This window comes from Thioalkalivibrio sp. ALRh, assembly GCF_000381425.1.
Classification (GTDB): domain Bacteria; phylum Pseudomonadota; class Gammaproteobacteria; order Ectothiorhodospirales; family Ectothiorhodospiraceae; genus Thioalkalivibrio.
The window spans coordinates 78444-92386 of record NZ_KB906522.1 but is presented as its reverse complement, the minus strand read 5'-3'; the positions used below and the strand labels follow the sequence as shown (position 1 = coordinate 92386).

Below are 13943 nucleotides of genomic sequence, written 5' to 3'. Positions count from 1 at the left end.
GGAGTCCATTTCGCCCACGTGCACAGTGCAGCCGGCGAAGGCTAGCCTTGAGGCACACTAGCCTTGAGGCACAAACGACGCGCCATGTCTTCCGCTACGTCCGAGAATCGATCGACCATATGGTTGGGATGGCTCGTTTCCTCTCCCGTGAACGCTCGTTTATTGATCACCCGATGTAACAAGATTGGTTGGCCAGGCCCTTCTCGTGGGTCATGTTGCAGGGTGTGGAAACGGGTATGCCTCGCAGCGTTCGCTCGGCCCTGTGGCCCGGCGCGAAAGCTGGGGTCGCTGTCCGAGTCCGGGAGCGTCACGTGATCAACGACTGGTTCTGGCTCTTGCTGCCCGTGGCGGCGGCAAGCGGCTGGTGGGTAGCCCGTCGCGTCCACCCGGAAGACCCGGGGGACCAGGAACCTTCCCTTCACCGTTACCTTGAGGGCGTCCGATATCTGCTGGACGACCGTACCGATGATGCCTTGCAGGCCTTCATCGAGATGGTGGAGGTCGACCACGAAACCTTTGAGACCCATGTGATTCTTGGACGCCTGTTCCGGCGTCGAGGCGAGGTCGATCGGGCGATCCGGATCCATCAGAACCTGGTGGCGCGTCCTTCTCTGAAGGACGAGCAGCGGGCCCAGGCGCTGAACGAGCTCGGGCAGGACTTTCTGCTAGCCGGCGTTCTCGATCGGGCCGAGGCGGTCTTCCGCGAGCTTGCGGACTCGCCGCATCAGGCGGTGCAGGCGCTGAAGGGCCTGCAGCATGTCTATGAAACCCAGCGTGAATGGGAGCGCGCGATCGAGGTCGGCACACGACTGAAAGCGCATAACGTGCCGAATGAACATCTTCGAATCGCGCATTATCACTGTGAGTTGGCGACTATTGCGCTGGAGCAAGGTGACCGCTCAACCTCCGCCGAGCGAGCGGCACAAGCAGAGGGGCTGGTCCCTGGGCTGTCGCGCGCACTGCTGATCAAGTCCGAGATCGCGGAACGCGAAGACCGCATCGCCGATGCGATTGCATGCGGCCGTGAGGCCGTGGCCCGTACGCCACCGCTGGCACCCCTGGTCGTGCCGCGCCTCGAGCGGCTGCACCAGGCACTGCCAGGTGAGAACCGCCTGGGGCAGCTGGAGCAAACCCTGGAAGATCTGGCGAACAGCCGCGGTATCACCGTGGCGCGGATCGCACTGATGCGGTTGTACCGTCGCACCGGGCGGCTGGATGCCGCACTCTCCGAACTCGGGATGATCCTTTCGCAACGCCCGGTGCCGACATCGGGCTTGCTCGAGGCCGTGCGCTGGATGAAGATTCTCCCCGCGGTGCAGGAATACAGTGTGGAGTTCGCCGCGTTCGAGAAAGCGCTTTCGGATCAGCTCGGAAGCCAGCATCTGTACCAGTGCATGAACTGTGGCTACCAGGGTCGAGCGCACGTCTGGCAATGTCCGAGCTGTCGCCGATGGGATACCCTGCGGGGGCTGGATTTTGAACTCGATGCCTCTACCGAGGAGGCTGAAGATGCGCTGGTCCGCGAAGGGACGCGCTGAAACCCATTTAATCAGGAAGAGCCATGCGAGCAGTCGTTCAGTCCCCAGCCCCGCGTCTGATCGTGGCACTCGACTTTGCCGATGCCGACAGTGCCATCCAGCTGGCGCAGCGTCTCGATCCGTCATTGTGCGCCCTGAAGGTCGGGTTCGAGTTGTTTGTCGTGGCCGGGCCCGATTTATTGGGCAGACTGCACGATCTCGGCTTTCGGGTATTCCTCGATCTCAAGTTTCACGATATCCCCAATACAGTGGCCGCCGCCTGCAGGGCAGCGGCGCGAACCGGCGTATGGCTGGTAAATGTGCACGCCAGTGGTGGCTTGCAGATGATGCAGGCGGCGCACGAGGCGGTCCGCGAGGTCAATGATCACACCGCCGTTCTGGCGGTTACGGTTCTGACCTCCAGCGACGCACACACGCTGCGCGAGATTGGCGTTCAGCGCAGCCCGGAGGCCCAGGTGCGCCTGCTGGGCAATCTGGCCATCGCACGGGCTGGGCTGGAGGGGCTGGTGTGTTCTGCGCAGGAGGCAAGCCTGCTGCGTGAGGAGCTGGGCTCTGGCCCGATGCTGGTGACCCCCGGAATCCGGCTTCCGGAGGCCGAAGGAGACGATCAGCGCAGGGTGATGACACCGGAGAACGCGATCAAGGCCGGTGCCAGCGCCATTGTGGTGGGACGACCCATTACCCGGGCGGCCGATCCGGCGGCCGCTGCGACCGATTTCGCACATCGCCTGGAGAGGGTTTTCCAGAGCCACTGATCCCGTTAGGATGACCTTGGCGCAAGGGTTGCGCCGGTTATCACTCAACATGGAGCAGTTAACATGAAAAATGCCATCTACTGTGTGAAATGCTGGTTCTTCGCCGCCTTGTGCGTGCTGCCGCTGGCGCTGGTTACGGCATCAGGCGGGCAGACGCCGGTGAATGTGAACTCGGCATCGGCGGATGAACTCGCGACGCTGGACAACATCGGCCAGGTCAAGGCCGAGGCGATCGTCGAGCATCGCGAAGCCCACGGTCCGTTTGCCTCGGTGCAGGCGCTGACGGACGTATCCGGCGTCGGCGAGCGCACGGTGGAGATGAATCTCGACCGTATCGAGGTCGAGTAGCCCGATCGAGGACGACGGGGCCGATCCCCGTCGTCTTTTCCCACCTGGAGTCAGGATGAACCCGAATACGCCACCGATCCGTACCGCTGTTTTTCCTGTCGCGGGCATGGGCACCCGCTTTCTTCCGGCCACCAAGGCCAACCCCAAAGAGATGCTCCCCATTGTCGACAAGCCGCTTATTCAGTACGCGGCCGAGGAGGCCGTGCGTGCGGGTATCGAGACCCTGGTGTTCGTGACCGGTCGCAACAAGCGTTCCATCCCCGATCACTTCGACAAGGCCTACGAGCTTGAAACGGAGCTGGAAGAACGCGGCAAGACGGAGATGCTGGAGAAGGTGCGCAATATCGTGCCGTCCAACGTGACCTGTGTGTACGTGCGTCAGGCCGAGGCACTGGGTCTGGGACATGCGGTAGCGTGCGCGCGGCCGGTGGTACGCAACGAGCCCTTTGCGGTGATCCTGGCCGATGACCTGATCGAAGAAGAGCAGGGCGGTGCCACGAAGCAGATGGTTGAGGCCTTTAACCAGCATGGATGCAGCGTGCTGGGCGTGGAAGAGGTGCCGGCGGACCGCACCCATCAGTACGGCATCATTGATCCGGTGCAAACGGGCCCGCGCACCTGGGACGTACGCGGGATTGTGGAGAAGCCGCAGCCGGCGGACGCACCCTCCAATGTGGCGGTCGTGGGCCGCTATGTCCTGACCCCGCGCATCTTCGAGCTGCTGGCGGAGCAGGAGCCCGGTGCTGGGGGCGAAATCCAGCTGACCGACGCAATTGCCAAGTTACTTCAGGAAGAGCGTGTAACTGCCCTTAATTTCGAAGGTCGCCGCTTCGACTGTGGAAGCAAGCTGGGCTATCTGGAGGCGACCGTGGAGTTCGCGTTGATGCACCCGGAGCTGAAGGACGACTTTGGCGCCTATCTGAAATCCCGCGCCAGCACCTCCTGAAGCCTCACCACCAGAACCTCCGCTGACGCGGACGTATCGGAAGCCTTCCGCGCCAGTACTGGATGGCGAGGAAGCCGAACGCCATCCCGCCCAGATGCGCGAAATGCGCAATACCGGCGAGGGTGCCCGAGATCCCCAGGTAGAGTTCCAGGGCGCCGTAGGCGATGACGAAGTACTTTGCCTTGATGGGGATCGGCAGGAAGAACAGATAAAGCCGCTGGTTGGGGAACATCATCCCGAACGCCAGCAAGACCCCGAATACGCCGCCGGATGCCCCAACAGTGGGATAGACCATCCCATTGTCGCCATAGGCGGTGACCATAAGCTGTACCAGCCCTGCGCCGATCACGCAGATGAGGAAGTACAGGGCGAAGGTCCTGGAGCCCCAGGCGTTCTCGATCTGCACTCCCAGCATCCAGACGGCAAACATGTTCACCGAGAGGTGAACGAGGCCTCCGTGCAGGAACCCGTAGGTCAACAGCTGCCAGAGCTGGAAGTCCGGCACACGTAGCCATTGCCCGTCCTGCAGGATCATCGATGGCGTTCCGATGGGCCACAGGGCGAAATGGGTCATCAGCCAGTCGCCCAGCCAGGGCAGGGCAAGAAAGAGCGCCACGTTGGTGATCAGCAAAAAGCCGATCACCGGTGGCATCATGCTGAAATCGGGGTGGCGCGGGTCCGGGTGCGTCATCGGGGCCGGGATCAGCGAAAGTCGTCGGTGACCGCGCCGCGACTGGCGGATCCGACCTGACGGCTGTACTTCCCGAGCACACCTCGATCAAAGCGCGGCGGGGGTGCCTGCCAGGCACTGCGGCGACGCGCCAGTTCGTCCTCTGGTACCTCGAGCGCGAGACGATTACGGTCGGCATCGACCTCGATGATGTCGCCCTCGCGCACCAGGGCAATGGGCCCACCTTGCGCCGCCTCGGGCGCGACATGTCCGACGACGAGACCGTAGGTGCCTCCGGAGAAGCGTCCGTCGGTAATCAACGCAACGGAGTCGCCGAGACCCGCGCCGATGATCGCTGCCGTGGGGGCGAGCATCTCGCGCATACCGGGCCCCCCACGAGGACCCTCGTGACGGACCACGATGACGTCTCCAGCCTGAATCCCACCCGCCAGGATGGCGTCCAGGCATTCCTCCTCGGATTCGAATACGCGCGCGGGCCCGCGAATCGAAGTGGACTTGAGCCCGGTGATCTTGGCCACGCTGCCTTCCGGCGCCAGATTGCCCTTAAGGATCGCCAGGTGCCCCTGCGGGTACAGGGGGGCATCCAGCGGGCGGATGATGGTCTGGTTCGATGGTGGTGCATCAGGGATGTCTGCGAGGACCTCGCTTAGGGTCTGGCCGGTAATGGTCAGGCAGTGCCTGTGCAGAAGACCGGCGTTCAGCAGGATCTTCATGACCTGCGGTGTGCCCCCCACCGCATGGAATTCCGTGGTCACGTGTCGACCGGAGGGCTTCAGATCGCACAGTACCGGGGTTTTCCGGCGGATCCGTTCTACGTCATCCAGAGCTAACGGCACGTTGGCACAGTGGGCAATGGCGAGCAGGTGGAGCACGGCATTGGTCGATCCCCCGACGGCCATAACCACGGCCAGGGCGTTCTCGAAGGCCTCGCGCGTGAGGATGTCGCGCGGCTTGCGGTCGGCATGGATCGCCTCCAGGAGGACCTCGGCGGAACGGGCGGCGGAGTCGGCCTTTTCCGGGTCCTCGGCCGCCTGGGTCGACGAGCCCGGCAGACTCATGCCCATCGCCTCGAAGGCGCTGGACATGGTATTGGCTGTGAACATGCCGCCACAGGAGCCGGCTCCCGGGCAGGCATTGCGCTCCACGCCGGCCAGGTCTTCATCCGACAGCTTTCCCGCCCCATGCTGTCCGACGGCCTCGAACGCACTGACGATCGTCAGGTCCTGGTCCTTGTAGCGTCCCGGCTTGATCGTGCCTCCGTAGACGAAGATCGCGGGCACGTTAAGCCGGGCGATCGCCATCATGGCGCCGGGCATATTCTTGTCGCAGCCGCCGGTGGCCAGCAGCCCGTCCAGACTCTGGCCGTTGACGACCGTCTCGATCGCGTCGGCGATCACCTCGCGCGACACCAGGGAGTACTTCATGCCCGGGGTGCCCATCGAAATGCCGTCAGAGATGGTGATGGTGCCGAAGGTCTGCGGCATGCCGCCCGAGGCTCGTACGGCCGATTCCGCACGTTCGGCCAGTGCCCCGATCCCCATGTTGCAGGGAGTGATGGTGCTGTGGGCGTTGGCAATGCCAACGATGGGGCGCTGGAAGTCGTCGTCACCGAAGCCCACGGCCCTGAGCATGGCGCGGTTGGGGGTGCGGCGTGGCCCTTCGGTGACGACGCGGCTGCGTCGATTGTCCTGGGTCATCGAGTCGTCCTGTCCGTTGTCCGGCCCGGGAGAGGGCGGACTAGTGGGTGCGAGAATTGCTTCCCCGGCAGTAGCGCCCATTGAGGAAGTGATCGAAGAACTGGCCCAGTGCCGGATGGTCGATCTGCTGGCCGGAGGTGTCGGGTTCCAGGTGGCGTTCGGCCACATACGTGCTGTGCGAGTACCCGTCCACCAGCACGTGGTACCACGGCCGGTCCTTGGGGGGGCGGCTCCTGGCCACGGTTTCGTACCATTCGTCCGAGCCGGAGTAGACCGGGTCGACCTCGACGATCACACCGCGGTAGCCGAACTTGGTATGGTGGACCAGTTCACCCACGGTGAAGCGTGTTCCCTGTGTCATCGCTGCCCCCTGGCGGCGTTTGGTGCATTAATTGTGCTGCATTGACAGTGTCTCTCAGAAAAGACCATCGCCCGGGTCTCGCGTTCCGGCGCGTGGTCCTGAACCCGCAAAGCGAACGTATACCATGTCCCGTGACGTCAGCATCCCCCGCCCCGAATTTCACCGGGCCGTGCCCGAAAATGATGACCGCGAACGCAAGATCTGCAGTCACTGTGGCTTCGTGGACTACGAGAACCCGCGGATTGTGGTGGGCGTCGTGGCCACATGGGGAGAGCGGGTCCTGTTGTGCCGCCGGGCGATCGAGCCGCGCAAGGGTCACTGGACACTGCCCGCAGGATACATGGAGCTTGGCGAGTCGACCGAGCAGGGCGCCGAGCGAGAGGCCTGGGAGGAGGCACGCGCCCGGCTGCGTATCGATCGCCTGCTCGCGGTCTACAGTCTGCCGCATATCGGTCAGGTGCAGATGATCTACCGTGCCGAGCTGCTGGGCGACGATGTCGCTCCCGGACCGGAATCGGAAGAGGTCGCGCTGTTCGACTTCAATGATCTCCCCGGGGAGCTCGCATTTCCGTCGGTCGCCTGGGCTCTGGCGCACTATCAGCAGACGCGCCACCTGAACGAATTCGCGCCGATGGGCGCCCCGGAGTCCGCGAGCCCGCTGGGCGGGTTGTAGTTCAGCTGTCCTGCGCGCGCCGGGACGGCCCGTAGTCTCGGAATTTTTCCAGCACGCGCGCCATTTCATCATCGCCGAGCAGCTGCGGGCCGCCAATTTGCAGGCTCAGCACATACTGCTGCGCGAGCAGTTCGACCTCTTGGGTCAGCCACAAGGCCCGCGCGAGATCCGGCCCCGTCGCAATCATGCCGTGGTTGGCCAGCAGGCACGCGAGTCGATCCTGCAGGGCCTCCACCGCGTTGCCTGACAGCTGCTCCGTTCCGAACGTGGCATAGGGGGCACAACGGATCGAATTGCCCCCGGCCGCCGCCACCATATAGTGCAGGGCGGGGATATCACGACCCTGAATCGCGACCACGCTGGCATAGATCGAGTGGACATGCACCACGGCGTTCAACTCCGGGCGCGCCTGGAGGATCGCCCGATGAAAATGCCACTCGCTGGAAGGCTTCTGGTGATCCGGCCAGCGTCCCTGTGCATCGACGGAGACCAGGTCCTCCGGACGCAGGGCTTCATAGGGCACGCCGGACGGGGTAATCAGCATGCCGTCGCCCAGACGCGCGCTGACGTTGCCCGAGGTGCCCTGGTTCAGGCCACGGCGATTGGTCTCGAGCGCGGTGTCGATAATCGCCTGGCGCAGGGCCAGTTCATCGGTGGCAGGCATCGGAATCCAGGGGGATAGATGGAAGCCGGATTGTATCGCGACAGGCGCGAAGGATGTCTCGGGGAACACCCGTTAGTTTATGGGGTCAATGTCGAGAGGCCGGCGTGAGCGGGACGTGAAGACGCGGATGGCGCGCACGCCACCTGGACATCTATATTGAAGGCTGTACTTGGCAGGCCGCAGCGGTCGCGCGGCACTTTCGATGTTCCTTGAACAGGGAGGACAACCCATGAAAAAACCCCTTCGTTTTCTGACTGCGGCTTCCGTTGCCGGAACCCTCGCGCTGGGCTTGGGCGCTGTGCATTCCGTGCATGCCTTTGACGAGCACGAGGCAACCATTGATTACCGTCAGGGCGTGATGCGGTCCATCGGCGGCAACGTCGGGTCTATCGCCGCAGTCGTTGTCGACGGCGCCGAATTCGGCGACAACCTCGAGATGCACACCAGGCATCTGGTGGATCTAACCGCGGACATCCCGGCACTGTTCCCGGAAGGCAGTGACTTCCCCGATACCGATGCCAAAGAGGAGATCTGGGACGACTGGGACCGGTTCAAGGAGCTCTCTCAGGACACCAAGGATGCAGCCGAGGCATTGCATGCCGCGGTTGAAGCCGGTGACGACGACGAACTCCCGATTCGCTTCCGTAACCTGGGGCAGTCCTGCCAGGCCTGCCACGACGACTTCCGCCGCGACTGATCGGTGGCGGTGACAACAAGGCGCACAGGGCCGGCCGCCTGGCTGCCGGCCCTGGCCATTGCGGCCTTTGCATGGAGTTCCGTCGCACAGGCGGAGGTGGAAATCGGTGAAGAGGACCCCCAGGCCGGAGAGGACGAACGTATTGCCTATGGTGAATACGTCTTGCGCGCCGGCGGGTGTGTGACCTGTCACACCGCGGAGGAGGGTGACTTCCTGGCCGGTGGTCGGCCGATCGAAAGCCCGTTCGGCGTGTTCTACGGCCCGAACATCACCCCGGACGAAGAGCACGGCATCGGCGGCTGGTCGGAGGGCGACTTCAAGAAGGCCCTGAGGGAAGGGCGCAGCCCGAACGGGACCCATTACTACCCGGCATTTCCGTACACCGCATATACGAAGATGACGGACCAGGACGTGGAGGCGTTATGGGCCTATCTGCAGTCCGAGGTCGAGTCCGTCGCCCGCGAGAATACCCCGCACGATCTGGACTGGTTCGTGCGCTTTCGGCCATCACTCAGTGTATGGAAGTGGTTGCACTTCGAGCCCGGCGAGTTCGAGGCAAATCCTGACGAGTCCGAGGAGTGGAACCGTGGCGCCTATCTGACTCAGGCCCTGGGGCACTGCATGGAATGCCATACCCCGCGCACCCGGACGGGCGGGCTGGACCTCGAGCGTCTGGGGGCAGGGGCGCGCATGCCGGATGGCGACGTCGCACCGAATATCACGCCGGACCGGGAAACCGGCATCGGCCGATGGGGCGCGCGTCATATCGCCCGCTACCTGGAGATGGGTATCACCCGTGACGGCGATTTTGCCGGGAGCAGCATGGCCGACGTGATCGAGCACGGAACGTCCTACCTGACCAGTGACGACCGCCGGGCAATCGCGGCCTATCTGCAGTCGCTGGACCCCATCGAACACGAGCCGGACTGAACGGGACGAAGGCTGCATAAAAAAGGGCCAGGCTGCAGCGCAGACCTGGCCCTTTCTCTTTATCTGGCTCCCCGGGACGGGCTCGAACCGCCGACCTAGTGATTAACAGTCACCCGCTCTACCGACTGAGCTACCGGGGAATTGGCCGCAGATCCTAATGGGGGGCGGCCACCCCGTCAAGCTTCAATTATTGCTTCAGCGGTGGGTCGAGGCGAATTGCCTGAGCCGGTCCAGTGCCTTGTCGAGCATGTCGACGCTGGTGGCGAACGAGACGCGCACATGACCCGGGGCGCCGAATGCACTGCCGGGCACCAGGGCGACTCCGACTTCGTCCAGCAATTGCTTGGTGAGGGCGACATCGGTGTCGATGTCGGCCGCCTGCATCAGGCCGGTGACTCGTGGAAAGCAGTAGAAGGTGCCGTCGGGCATCAGGCAGTCGATGCCGTCGATCGCATTCAGGCCGTCGACCACGTGCCGCGCCCGTTCGGCGAAGGCCGAACACATGGCGATCACGCAGCCCTGATCGCCATCCAGCGCGGCCTGCGCTCCGGCCTGCGCAATCGAGGTGGGGTTGGAGGTGCTCTGCGACTGGATCTTTTTCATCGCCGCGATCAGATTCTTCGGTCCACCGGCATAACCGATACGCCAGCCGGTCATCGCGTAGGCCTTGGACACGCCATTGAGCACGACGGTGCGCTCGAGCAGATCCGGAGCCACATTCACGATGTTCACAAACGGCGTGGAGCCGAAGCGGATGTGTTCGTACATGTCGTCGGTGGCGATCACCACCCGGGGGTGTTCGCGCAGCACGTCGGCCAGGGCCTTCAACTCGTCGGCCGAGTAGGCCGCTCCAGTGGGGTTGGACGGGCTGTTGATGAACACCAGGCGGGTATTCGGCGTGATCGCCGCCGCGAGTTGCTCGCCCGTAATCCGGAATCCCGCCTCCTGGGTGGCGCTGACCACTACGGGCCGCGCACCGGCCAGAAGTGCGATGTCGGGGTAGGAGACCCAGTAGGGCGCCGGGATCACCACCTCGTCGCCCGGGTTCAGCAGGGCCTGGCAGAGGTTGAAGATGCTCTGCTTGCCACCAGAGGAGACCAGGATCTGGTCACGCTCGAACGTAAGCCCGTTGTCGCGATCAAACTTGCGGATGATGGCGTCTTTCAGGCCCTGCGTACCATCCACTGGAGTGTACTTGGTTTCCCCGCGGGCAAGGGCGTCGATGGCCGCCTGCTTGATATGCTCCGGGGTATCGAAATCCGGCTCGCCGGCCCCCAGACCGACGATATCGCGGCCCTCGGCCCGCAGCTGCGCGGCCAGCGCGCTGACGGCCAGGGTGGGGGAGGGCTGGATGCGCTGAACGCGATCGGAGAGCTCGATATCCAAGGCGGGCCTCATGCGGGTTGGGCGGGGTGGGCGGCCGGGCGCGAATGCATAACCGGCCGCAAGTGGCGAAATAATACTGAAATCAGGCGCGGAGGATAAGGCGTGCAGCCAGATGAAGGCGAACAATTCAAGGTGGTATCGCAGTATCAGCCTGCCGGCGACCAGCCCGCGGCGATCCGCGCGCTGATCGATGGCATCGAGGCGGGGCTGGCGCATCAGGTCCTGCTGGGTGTGACGGGGTCGGGCAAGACCTTCACGATCGCCAACGTCGTCGAGAACCTGCAACGCCCGACTATCATCCTGGCGCCGAACAAGACCCTGGCCGCGCAGCTGTATGGCGAGTTCAAGGAGTTCTTCCCGAACAACGCGGTGGAGTACTTCGTCTCGTACTACGACTACTACCAGCCGGAGGCCTACGTCCCGTCCTCGGACACCTACATCGAGAAGGATGCCTCGATCAACGACCACATCGAGCAGATGCGACTGTCCGCGACGCGCGCCCTGCTGGAGCGCCGGGATGCGATCATCGTGGCCTCGGTCTCCGCCATCTACGGCCTCGGCGATCCGCGCAAGTACCTGTCGATGGTGCTCCACCTCCAGCGCGGGGATCGCATTGACCAGCGCGACCTGCTGCGGCGTCTGGCAGAGCTGCAGTACACCCGCAACGACACCGAGCTGCGGCGCGCCACCTACCGGGTACGTGGGGAGGTCATCGACATCCATCCCGCCGAATCCGAAATCGAGGCCGTGCGCATCGAGTTGTTCGACGACGAGATCGAGCGGCTGTCGTACTTCGATCCGCTGACCGGCGAGCAGCTGCGCACCGTCCCGCGCCTGACCATCTACCCGAAGACGCACTACGTGACCCCGCGCGAGACACTGCTGGAGGCGGTGGACCATATCCGCGACGAACTCAAGGAGCGTCTGGATTTCCTGCGCAAGGAGGATCGCCTGGTCGAGGCGCAACGCCTGGAGCAGCGCACGCTGTTCGACCTGGAGATGATCCTCGAGATCGGCTACTGCAACGGCATCGAGAACTACTCGCGTTATCTCTCCGGCCGGGCACCGGGCGAGCCGCCGCCCACCTTCTTCGACTACCTGCCGAAGGACGCGCTGCTGGTGGTCGACGAGTCGCATGTGTCGGTGCCCCAGGTGGGCGGGATGTACAAGGGCGACCGCTCGCGCAAGGAGACGCTGGTGGAATACGGTTTCCGACTGCCTTCGGCACTGGATAACCGCCCGCTGCGCTTCGAGGAATTCGAGGCCCTGCAGCCGCAGACCATCTACGTGTCCGCCACACCGGGGCCGTACGAGCGCGAGCATGCCGGGGCCATCGTCGATCAGGTCGTCCGGCCCACGGGGCTACTGGACCCGATTCTCGAGGTGCGCCCGGCGGGCAGCCAGGTCGACGACTGTCTGTCCGAGGTGCGCGACCGGGTGGAGCGCGACGAGCGTGTATTGATCACGACGCTGACCAAGCGCATGGCCGAGGACCTGACTGACTATCTTTCGGAACACGGCGTGCGGGTGCGCTATCTGCATTCGGATATCGACACCGTCGAGCGTATGGAGATCATCCGCGACCTGCGCCTGGGCGAGTTCGATGTGCTGGTGGGGATCAACCTGCTACGCGAGGGCCTCGACATGCCCGAGGTCTCGCTGGTGGCGATCCTGGACGCCGACAAGGAGGGCTTCCTGCGCTCCGATCGCTCGCTGATTCAGACCATCGGGCGTGCCGCGCGCAACGTGAACGGCAAGGCGATCCTGTACGCCGACAAGGTGACCGGATCGATGCAGAGGGCGATCGACGAGACCGAGCGCCGGCGGGAGAAGCAGATCGCCCATAACAAGGCGCACGGCATCACCCCGCAGGGCATCCGCAAGAATGTCGCCGACATACTCGAGGCGCGCAACGCTACGCCAGGCTCCGGGCGGCGTCGTGGCCAGAAGAAGGTGGCCGAGGATGCGCCCGACTACATCGACGCCCCGGAGCAGGCCGCCAAGGAGATCGAGAAGCTGGAACAGGAGATGTTCCAGAAGGCCCGCGACCTGGAGTTCGAGGAGGCCGCGCGGATCCGTGACCGCATCGAGAAGCTCAAAGCACTCGCGTTCCGCCCGGAAGCCTCGCTATCCTAAAAAGATTGCTCGGGTCACGAGCGCCAGTTGAGTACAGGTTCAATGGCTTCTCCCGTATCCCTGCCCCTGGGGCCGGTCATGCTCGATGTGACAGGCCTGGAACTGACCCCGGAAGACCGTGAACGCCTGCGCCACCCGGCGACAGGCGGCGTCATCCTCTTTGTCCGCAACGCCGGTACGCCCGAGCAGGTGAGGGCACTCACCGATGCGATACGCGCGGAGCGACCCGGCATCCTGATCGCGGTGGATCAGGAGGGTGGGCGCGTACAGCGTCTGCGAGACGGTTTCACCGCGCTCCCGCCCATGCGCGAGCTGGGGCATGTCGATGATTACGATCGCAACAAGGCCTGTGAGCTGGCCCATGCGACCGGGGAATTGCTGGCGCTGGAACTGCGCGAGGTGGGAATCGATTTCAGTTTCACGCCTGTACTGGACCGGGACATCGACGTCAGCGAGGTGATTGGGGATCGTGCGTTCCACCATGATCCCGATGTCATCGCACGCCTGGCAGGCGAGCTGATTCGCGGGCTCGCGGCCGGCGGCATGGCCAGTGTGGGCAAGCATTTCCCCGGACACGGGGCCGTCCAGGCGGATTCCCATCTCGCGCTCCCGGTAGATGACCGCCCGCTGGCCGAGATCGAGGCCGATGACATCGCGGCCTTTCGCCCGGTGCTGGGCGATCTCGATGCCGTGATGCCCGCGCACGTCCTGTACCCACAGGTGGATGACCAGCCCGCCGGATTTTCGCGGATCTGGCTACAGGACATCCTGCGCCGCGAACTTCGGTTCCGCGGGGCAATCCTCAGCGATGATCTGGCCATGGCCGGCGCCGAGGCCATCGGCAGCCCGGCCGAACGGGCCGCGGCAGCGCGTGCGGCAGGCTGCGACATGGTGCTGATCTGCAACCAGCCCGAGCAGGCCGACGCCATCCTCGAGGCGCAGGAGGGACAGCCGCTCGATGCCCAGGCATTGCGAAGAGTCGAGGCATTGCGTGCACAGTCCACTGCGCATGAACCCAGGCGAATTCACGCCCTTCGCGCTCAGCTGCATCACTGGCTCGCGGCCCGTCAGGCAGCGACGGCCTGAAACCCCGTTCCGCGGCGGGGGAGTCACTCATTGGC

14 protein-coding genes and 1 tRNA gene are annotated in these 13943 nt (G+C 64.2%); 9 read left to right on the top strand and 6 right to left on the bottom strand.

What is annotated here, in order from left to right:
* The first annotated feature begins 311 nt into the window (after positions 1–311).
* The 4 genes from F791_RS0110065 to galU all read left to right on the top strand — a co-directional run bounded on the left by F791_RS0110065 (position 312) and on the right by galU (position 3587).
* Complete coding sequence (locus F791_RS0110065; protein ID WP_012982615.1) at positions 312–1538, top strand: tetratricopeptide repeat protein; 1227 nt, start codon at positions 312–314, stop codon at positions 1536–1538.
* A gap of 23 nt (positions 1539–1561) precedes the next feature.
* The gene (pyrF, locus tag F791_RS0110060) at positions 1562–2293 is read left to right on the top strand and encodes an orotidine-5'-phosphate decarboxylase (protein WP_018993920.1); all 732 of its coding nucleotides are present in this window, start codon (positions 1562–1564) and stop codon (positions 2291–2293) included.
* Between the two features lie 63 nt (positions 2294–2356).
* Positions 2357–2641, top strand: a complete 285-nt coding sequence (locus tag F791_RS0110055) for a ComEA family DNA-binding protein (RefSeq protein ID WP_012982617.1) — start codon at positions 2357–2359, stop codon at positions 2639–2641.
* A 55-nt stretch (positions 2642–2696) separates the two neighbouring features.
* On the top strand, positions 2697–3587 hold the full coding sequence (gene galU, locus F791_RS0110050; protein WP_018993919.1) for a UTP--glucose-1-phosphate uridylyltransferase GalU: 891 nt from the start codon (positions 2697–2699) through the stop codon (positions 3585–3587).
* A 4-nt stretch (positions 3588–3591) separates the two neighbouring features.
* On the opposite strand, the gene F791_RS0110045 is transcribed toward galU, so the two are convergent.
* The 3 genes from F791_RS0110045 to hspQ are packed head-to-tail and all read right to left on the bottom strand — an operon-like array spanning position 3592 to position 6336.
* On the bottom strand, positions 3592–4278 hold the full coding sequence (locus F791_RS0110045; protein ID WP_012982619.1) for a rhomboid family intramembrane serine protease: 687 nt from the start codon (positions 4276–4278) through the stop codon (positions 3592–3594).
* Positions 4279–4289: 11 nt separating this feature from the next.
* Positions 4290–5975, bottom strand: coding sequence for a dihydroxy-acid dehydratase (gene ilvD / locus F791_RS0110040; RefSeq protein WP_012982620.1), 1686 nt, complete (start codon positions 5973–5975; stop codon positions 4290–4292).
* 40 nt (positions 5976–6015) lie between these two features.
* A complete protein-coding gene (gene hspQ, locus F791_RS0110035; RefSeq protein WP_012982621.1) occupies positions 6016–6336 on the bottom strand; it encodes a heat shock protein HspQ in 321 nt (106 codons plus the stop codon).
* A gap of 124 nt (positions 6337–6460) precedes the next feature.
* On the opposite strand from hspQ, the gene F791_RS0110030 reads away from it, so the two are divergent.
* The gene (locus F791_RS0110030) at positions 6461–7009 is read left to right on the top strand and encodes an NUDIX domain-containing protein (RefSeq protein ID WP_018174343.1); all 549 of its coding nucleotides are present in this window, start codon (positions 6461–6463) and stop codon (positions 7007–7009) included.
* A gap of 1 nt (position 7010) precedes the next feature.
* Here F791_RS0110030 and F791_RS0110025 read toward each other — a convergent pair whose 3' ends face one another.
* Positions 7011–7673, bottom strand: a complete 663-nt coding sequence (locus tag F791_RS0110025) for an L-fuculose-phosphate aldolase (RefSeq protein WP_018993916.1) — start codon at positions 7671–7673, stop codon at positions 7011–7013.
* A gap of 229 nt (positions 7674–7902) precedes the next feature.
* Here F791_RS0110025 and F791_RS0110020 point away from each other — a divergent pair, with 229 nt between their 5' ends.
* Positions 7903–8370 (top strand): cytochrome c, encoded by a 468-nt coding sequence (locus F791_RS0110020; protein ID WP_012982624.1) that lies wholly within the window; start codon positions 7903–7905, stop codon positions 8368–8370.
* Between the two features lie 3 nt (positions 8371–8373).
* Positions 8374–9300, top strand: a complete 927-nt coding sequence (locus F791_RS0110015; protein ID WP_026333023.1) for a cytochrome c — start codon at positions 8374–8376, stop codon at positions 9298–9300.
* 64 nt (positions 9301–9364) lie between these two features.
* On the opposite strand, the gene F791_RS0110010 is transcribed toward F791_RS0110015, so the two are convergent.
* Together F791_RS0110010 and F791_RS0110005 are read right to left on the bottom strand one after the other, a co-directional pair.
* Positions 9365–9440 (bottom strand) — tRNA-Asn (locus tag F791_RS0110010).
* A gap of 55 nt (positions 9441–9495) precedes the next feature.
* Entirely contained in the window at positions 9496–10686 is a 1191-nt protein-coding gene (locus F791_RS0110005) for a pyridoxal phosphate-dependent aminotransferase (protein ID WP_018139276.1), read from the bottom strand.
* Between the two features lie 102 nt (positions 10687–10788).
* On the opposite strand from F791_RS0110005, the gene uvrB reads away from it, so the two are divergent.
* Positions 10789–12822 carry an excinuclease ABC subunit UvrB gene (gene uvrB, locus F791_RS0110000; protein ID WP_018174347.1) on the top strand — a complete coding sequence of 678 codons (2034 nt, stop codon included), beginning with the start codon at positions 10789–10791 and terminating at the stop codon, positions 12820–12822.
* Between the two features lie 78 nt (positions 12823–12900).
* Complete coding sequence (nagZ, locus tag F791_RS0109995; RefSeq protein ID WP_019592514.1) at positions 12901–13908, top strand: beta-N-acetylhexosaminidase; 1008 nt, start codon at positions 12901–12903, stop codon at positions 13906–13908.
* Positions 13909–13943: the final 35 nt, after the last annotated feature.

Excerpts from the sequence above, each read along its gene's own strand:
- pyrF (WP_018993920.1), top strand. The coding sequence starts at position 1,562 with ATGCGAGCAGTCGTTCAGTCCCCAGCCCCGCGTCTGATCGTGGCACTC.
- F791_RS0110055 (WP_012982617.1), top strand. The coding sequence starts at position 2,357 with ATGAAAAATGCCATCTACTGTGTGAAATGCTGGTTCTTCGCCGCCTTG.
- galU (WP_018993919.1), top strand. The coding sequence starts at position 2,697 with ATGAACCCGAATACGCCACCGATCCGTACCGCTGTTTTTCCTGTCGCG.
- F791_RS0110045 (WP_012982619.1), bottom strand. The coding sequence starts at position 4,278 with ATGACGCACCCGGACCCGCGCCACCCCGATTTCAGCATGATGCCACCG.
- ilvD (WP_012982620.1), bottom strand. The coding sequence starts at position 5,975 with ATGACCCAGGACAATCGACGCAGCCGCGTCGTCACCGAAGGGCCACGC.
- hspQ (WP_012982621.1), bottom strand. The coding sequence starts at position 6,336 with ATGACACAGGGAACACGCTTCACCGTGGGTGAACTGGTCCACCATACC.
- F791_RS0110030 (WP_018174343.1), top strand. The coding sequence starts at position 6,461 with ATGTCCCGTGACGTCAGCATCCCCCGCCCCGAATTTCACCGGGCCGTG.
- F791_RS0110025 (WP_018993916.1), bottom strand. The coding sequence starts at position 7,673 with ATGCCTGCCACCGATGAACTGGCCCTGCGCCAGGCGATTATCGACACC.
- F791_RS0110020 (WP_012982624.1), top strand. The coding sequence starts at position 7,903 with ATGAAAAAACCCCTTCGTTTTCTGACTGCGGCTTCCGTTGCCGGAACC.
- nagZ (WP_019592514.1), top strand. The coding sequence starts at position 12,901 with ATGCTCGATGTGACAGGCCTGGAACTGACCCCGGAAGACCGTGAACGC.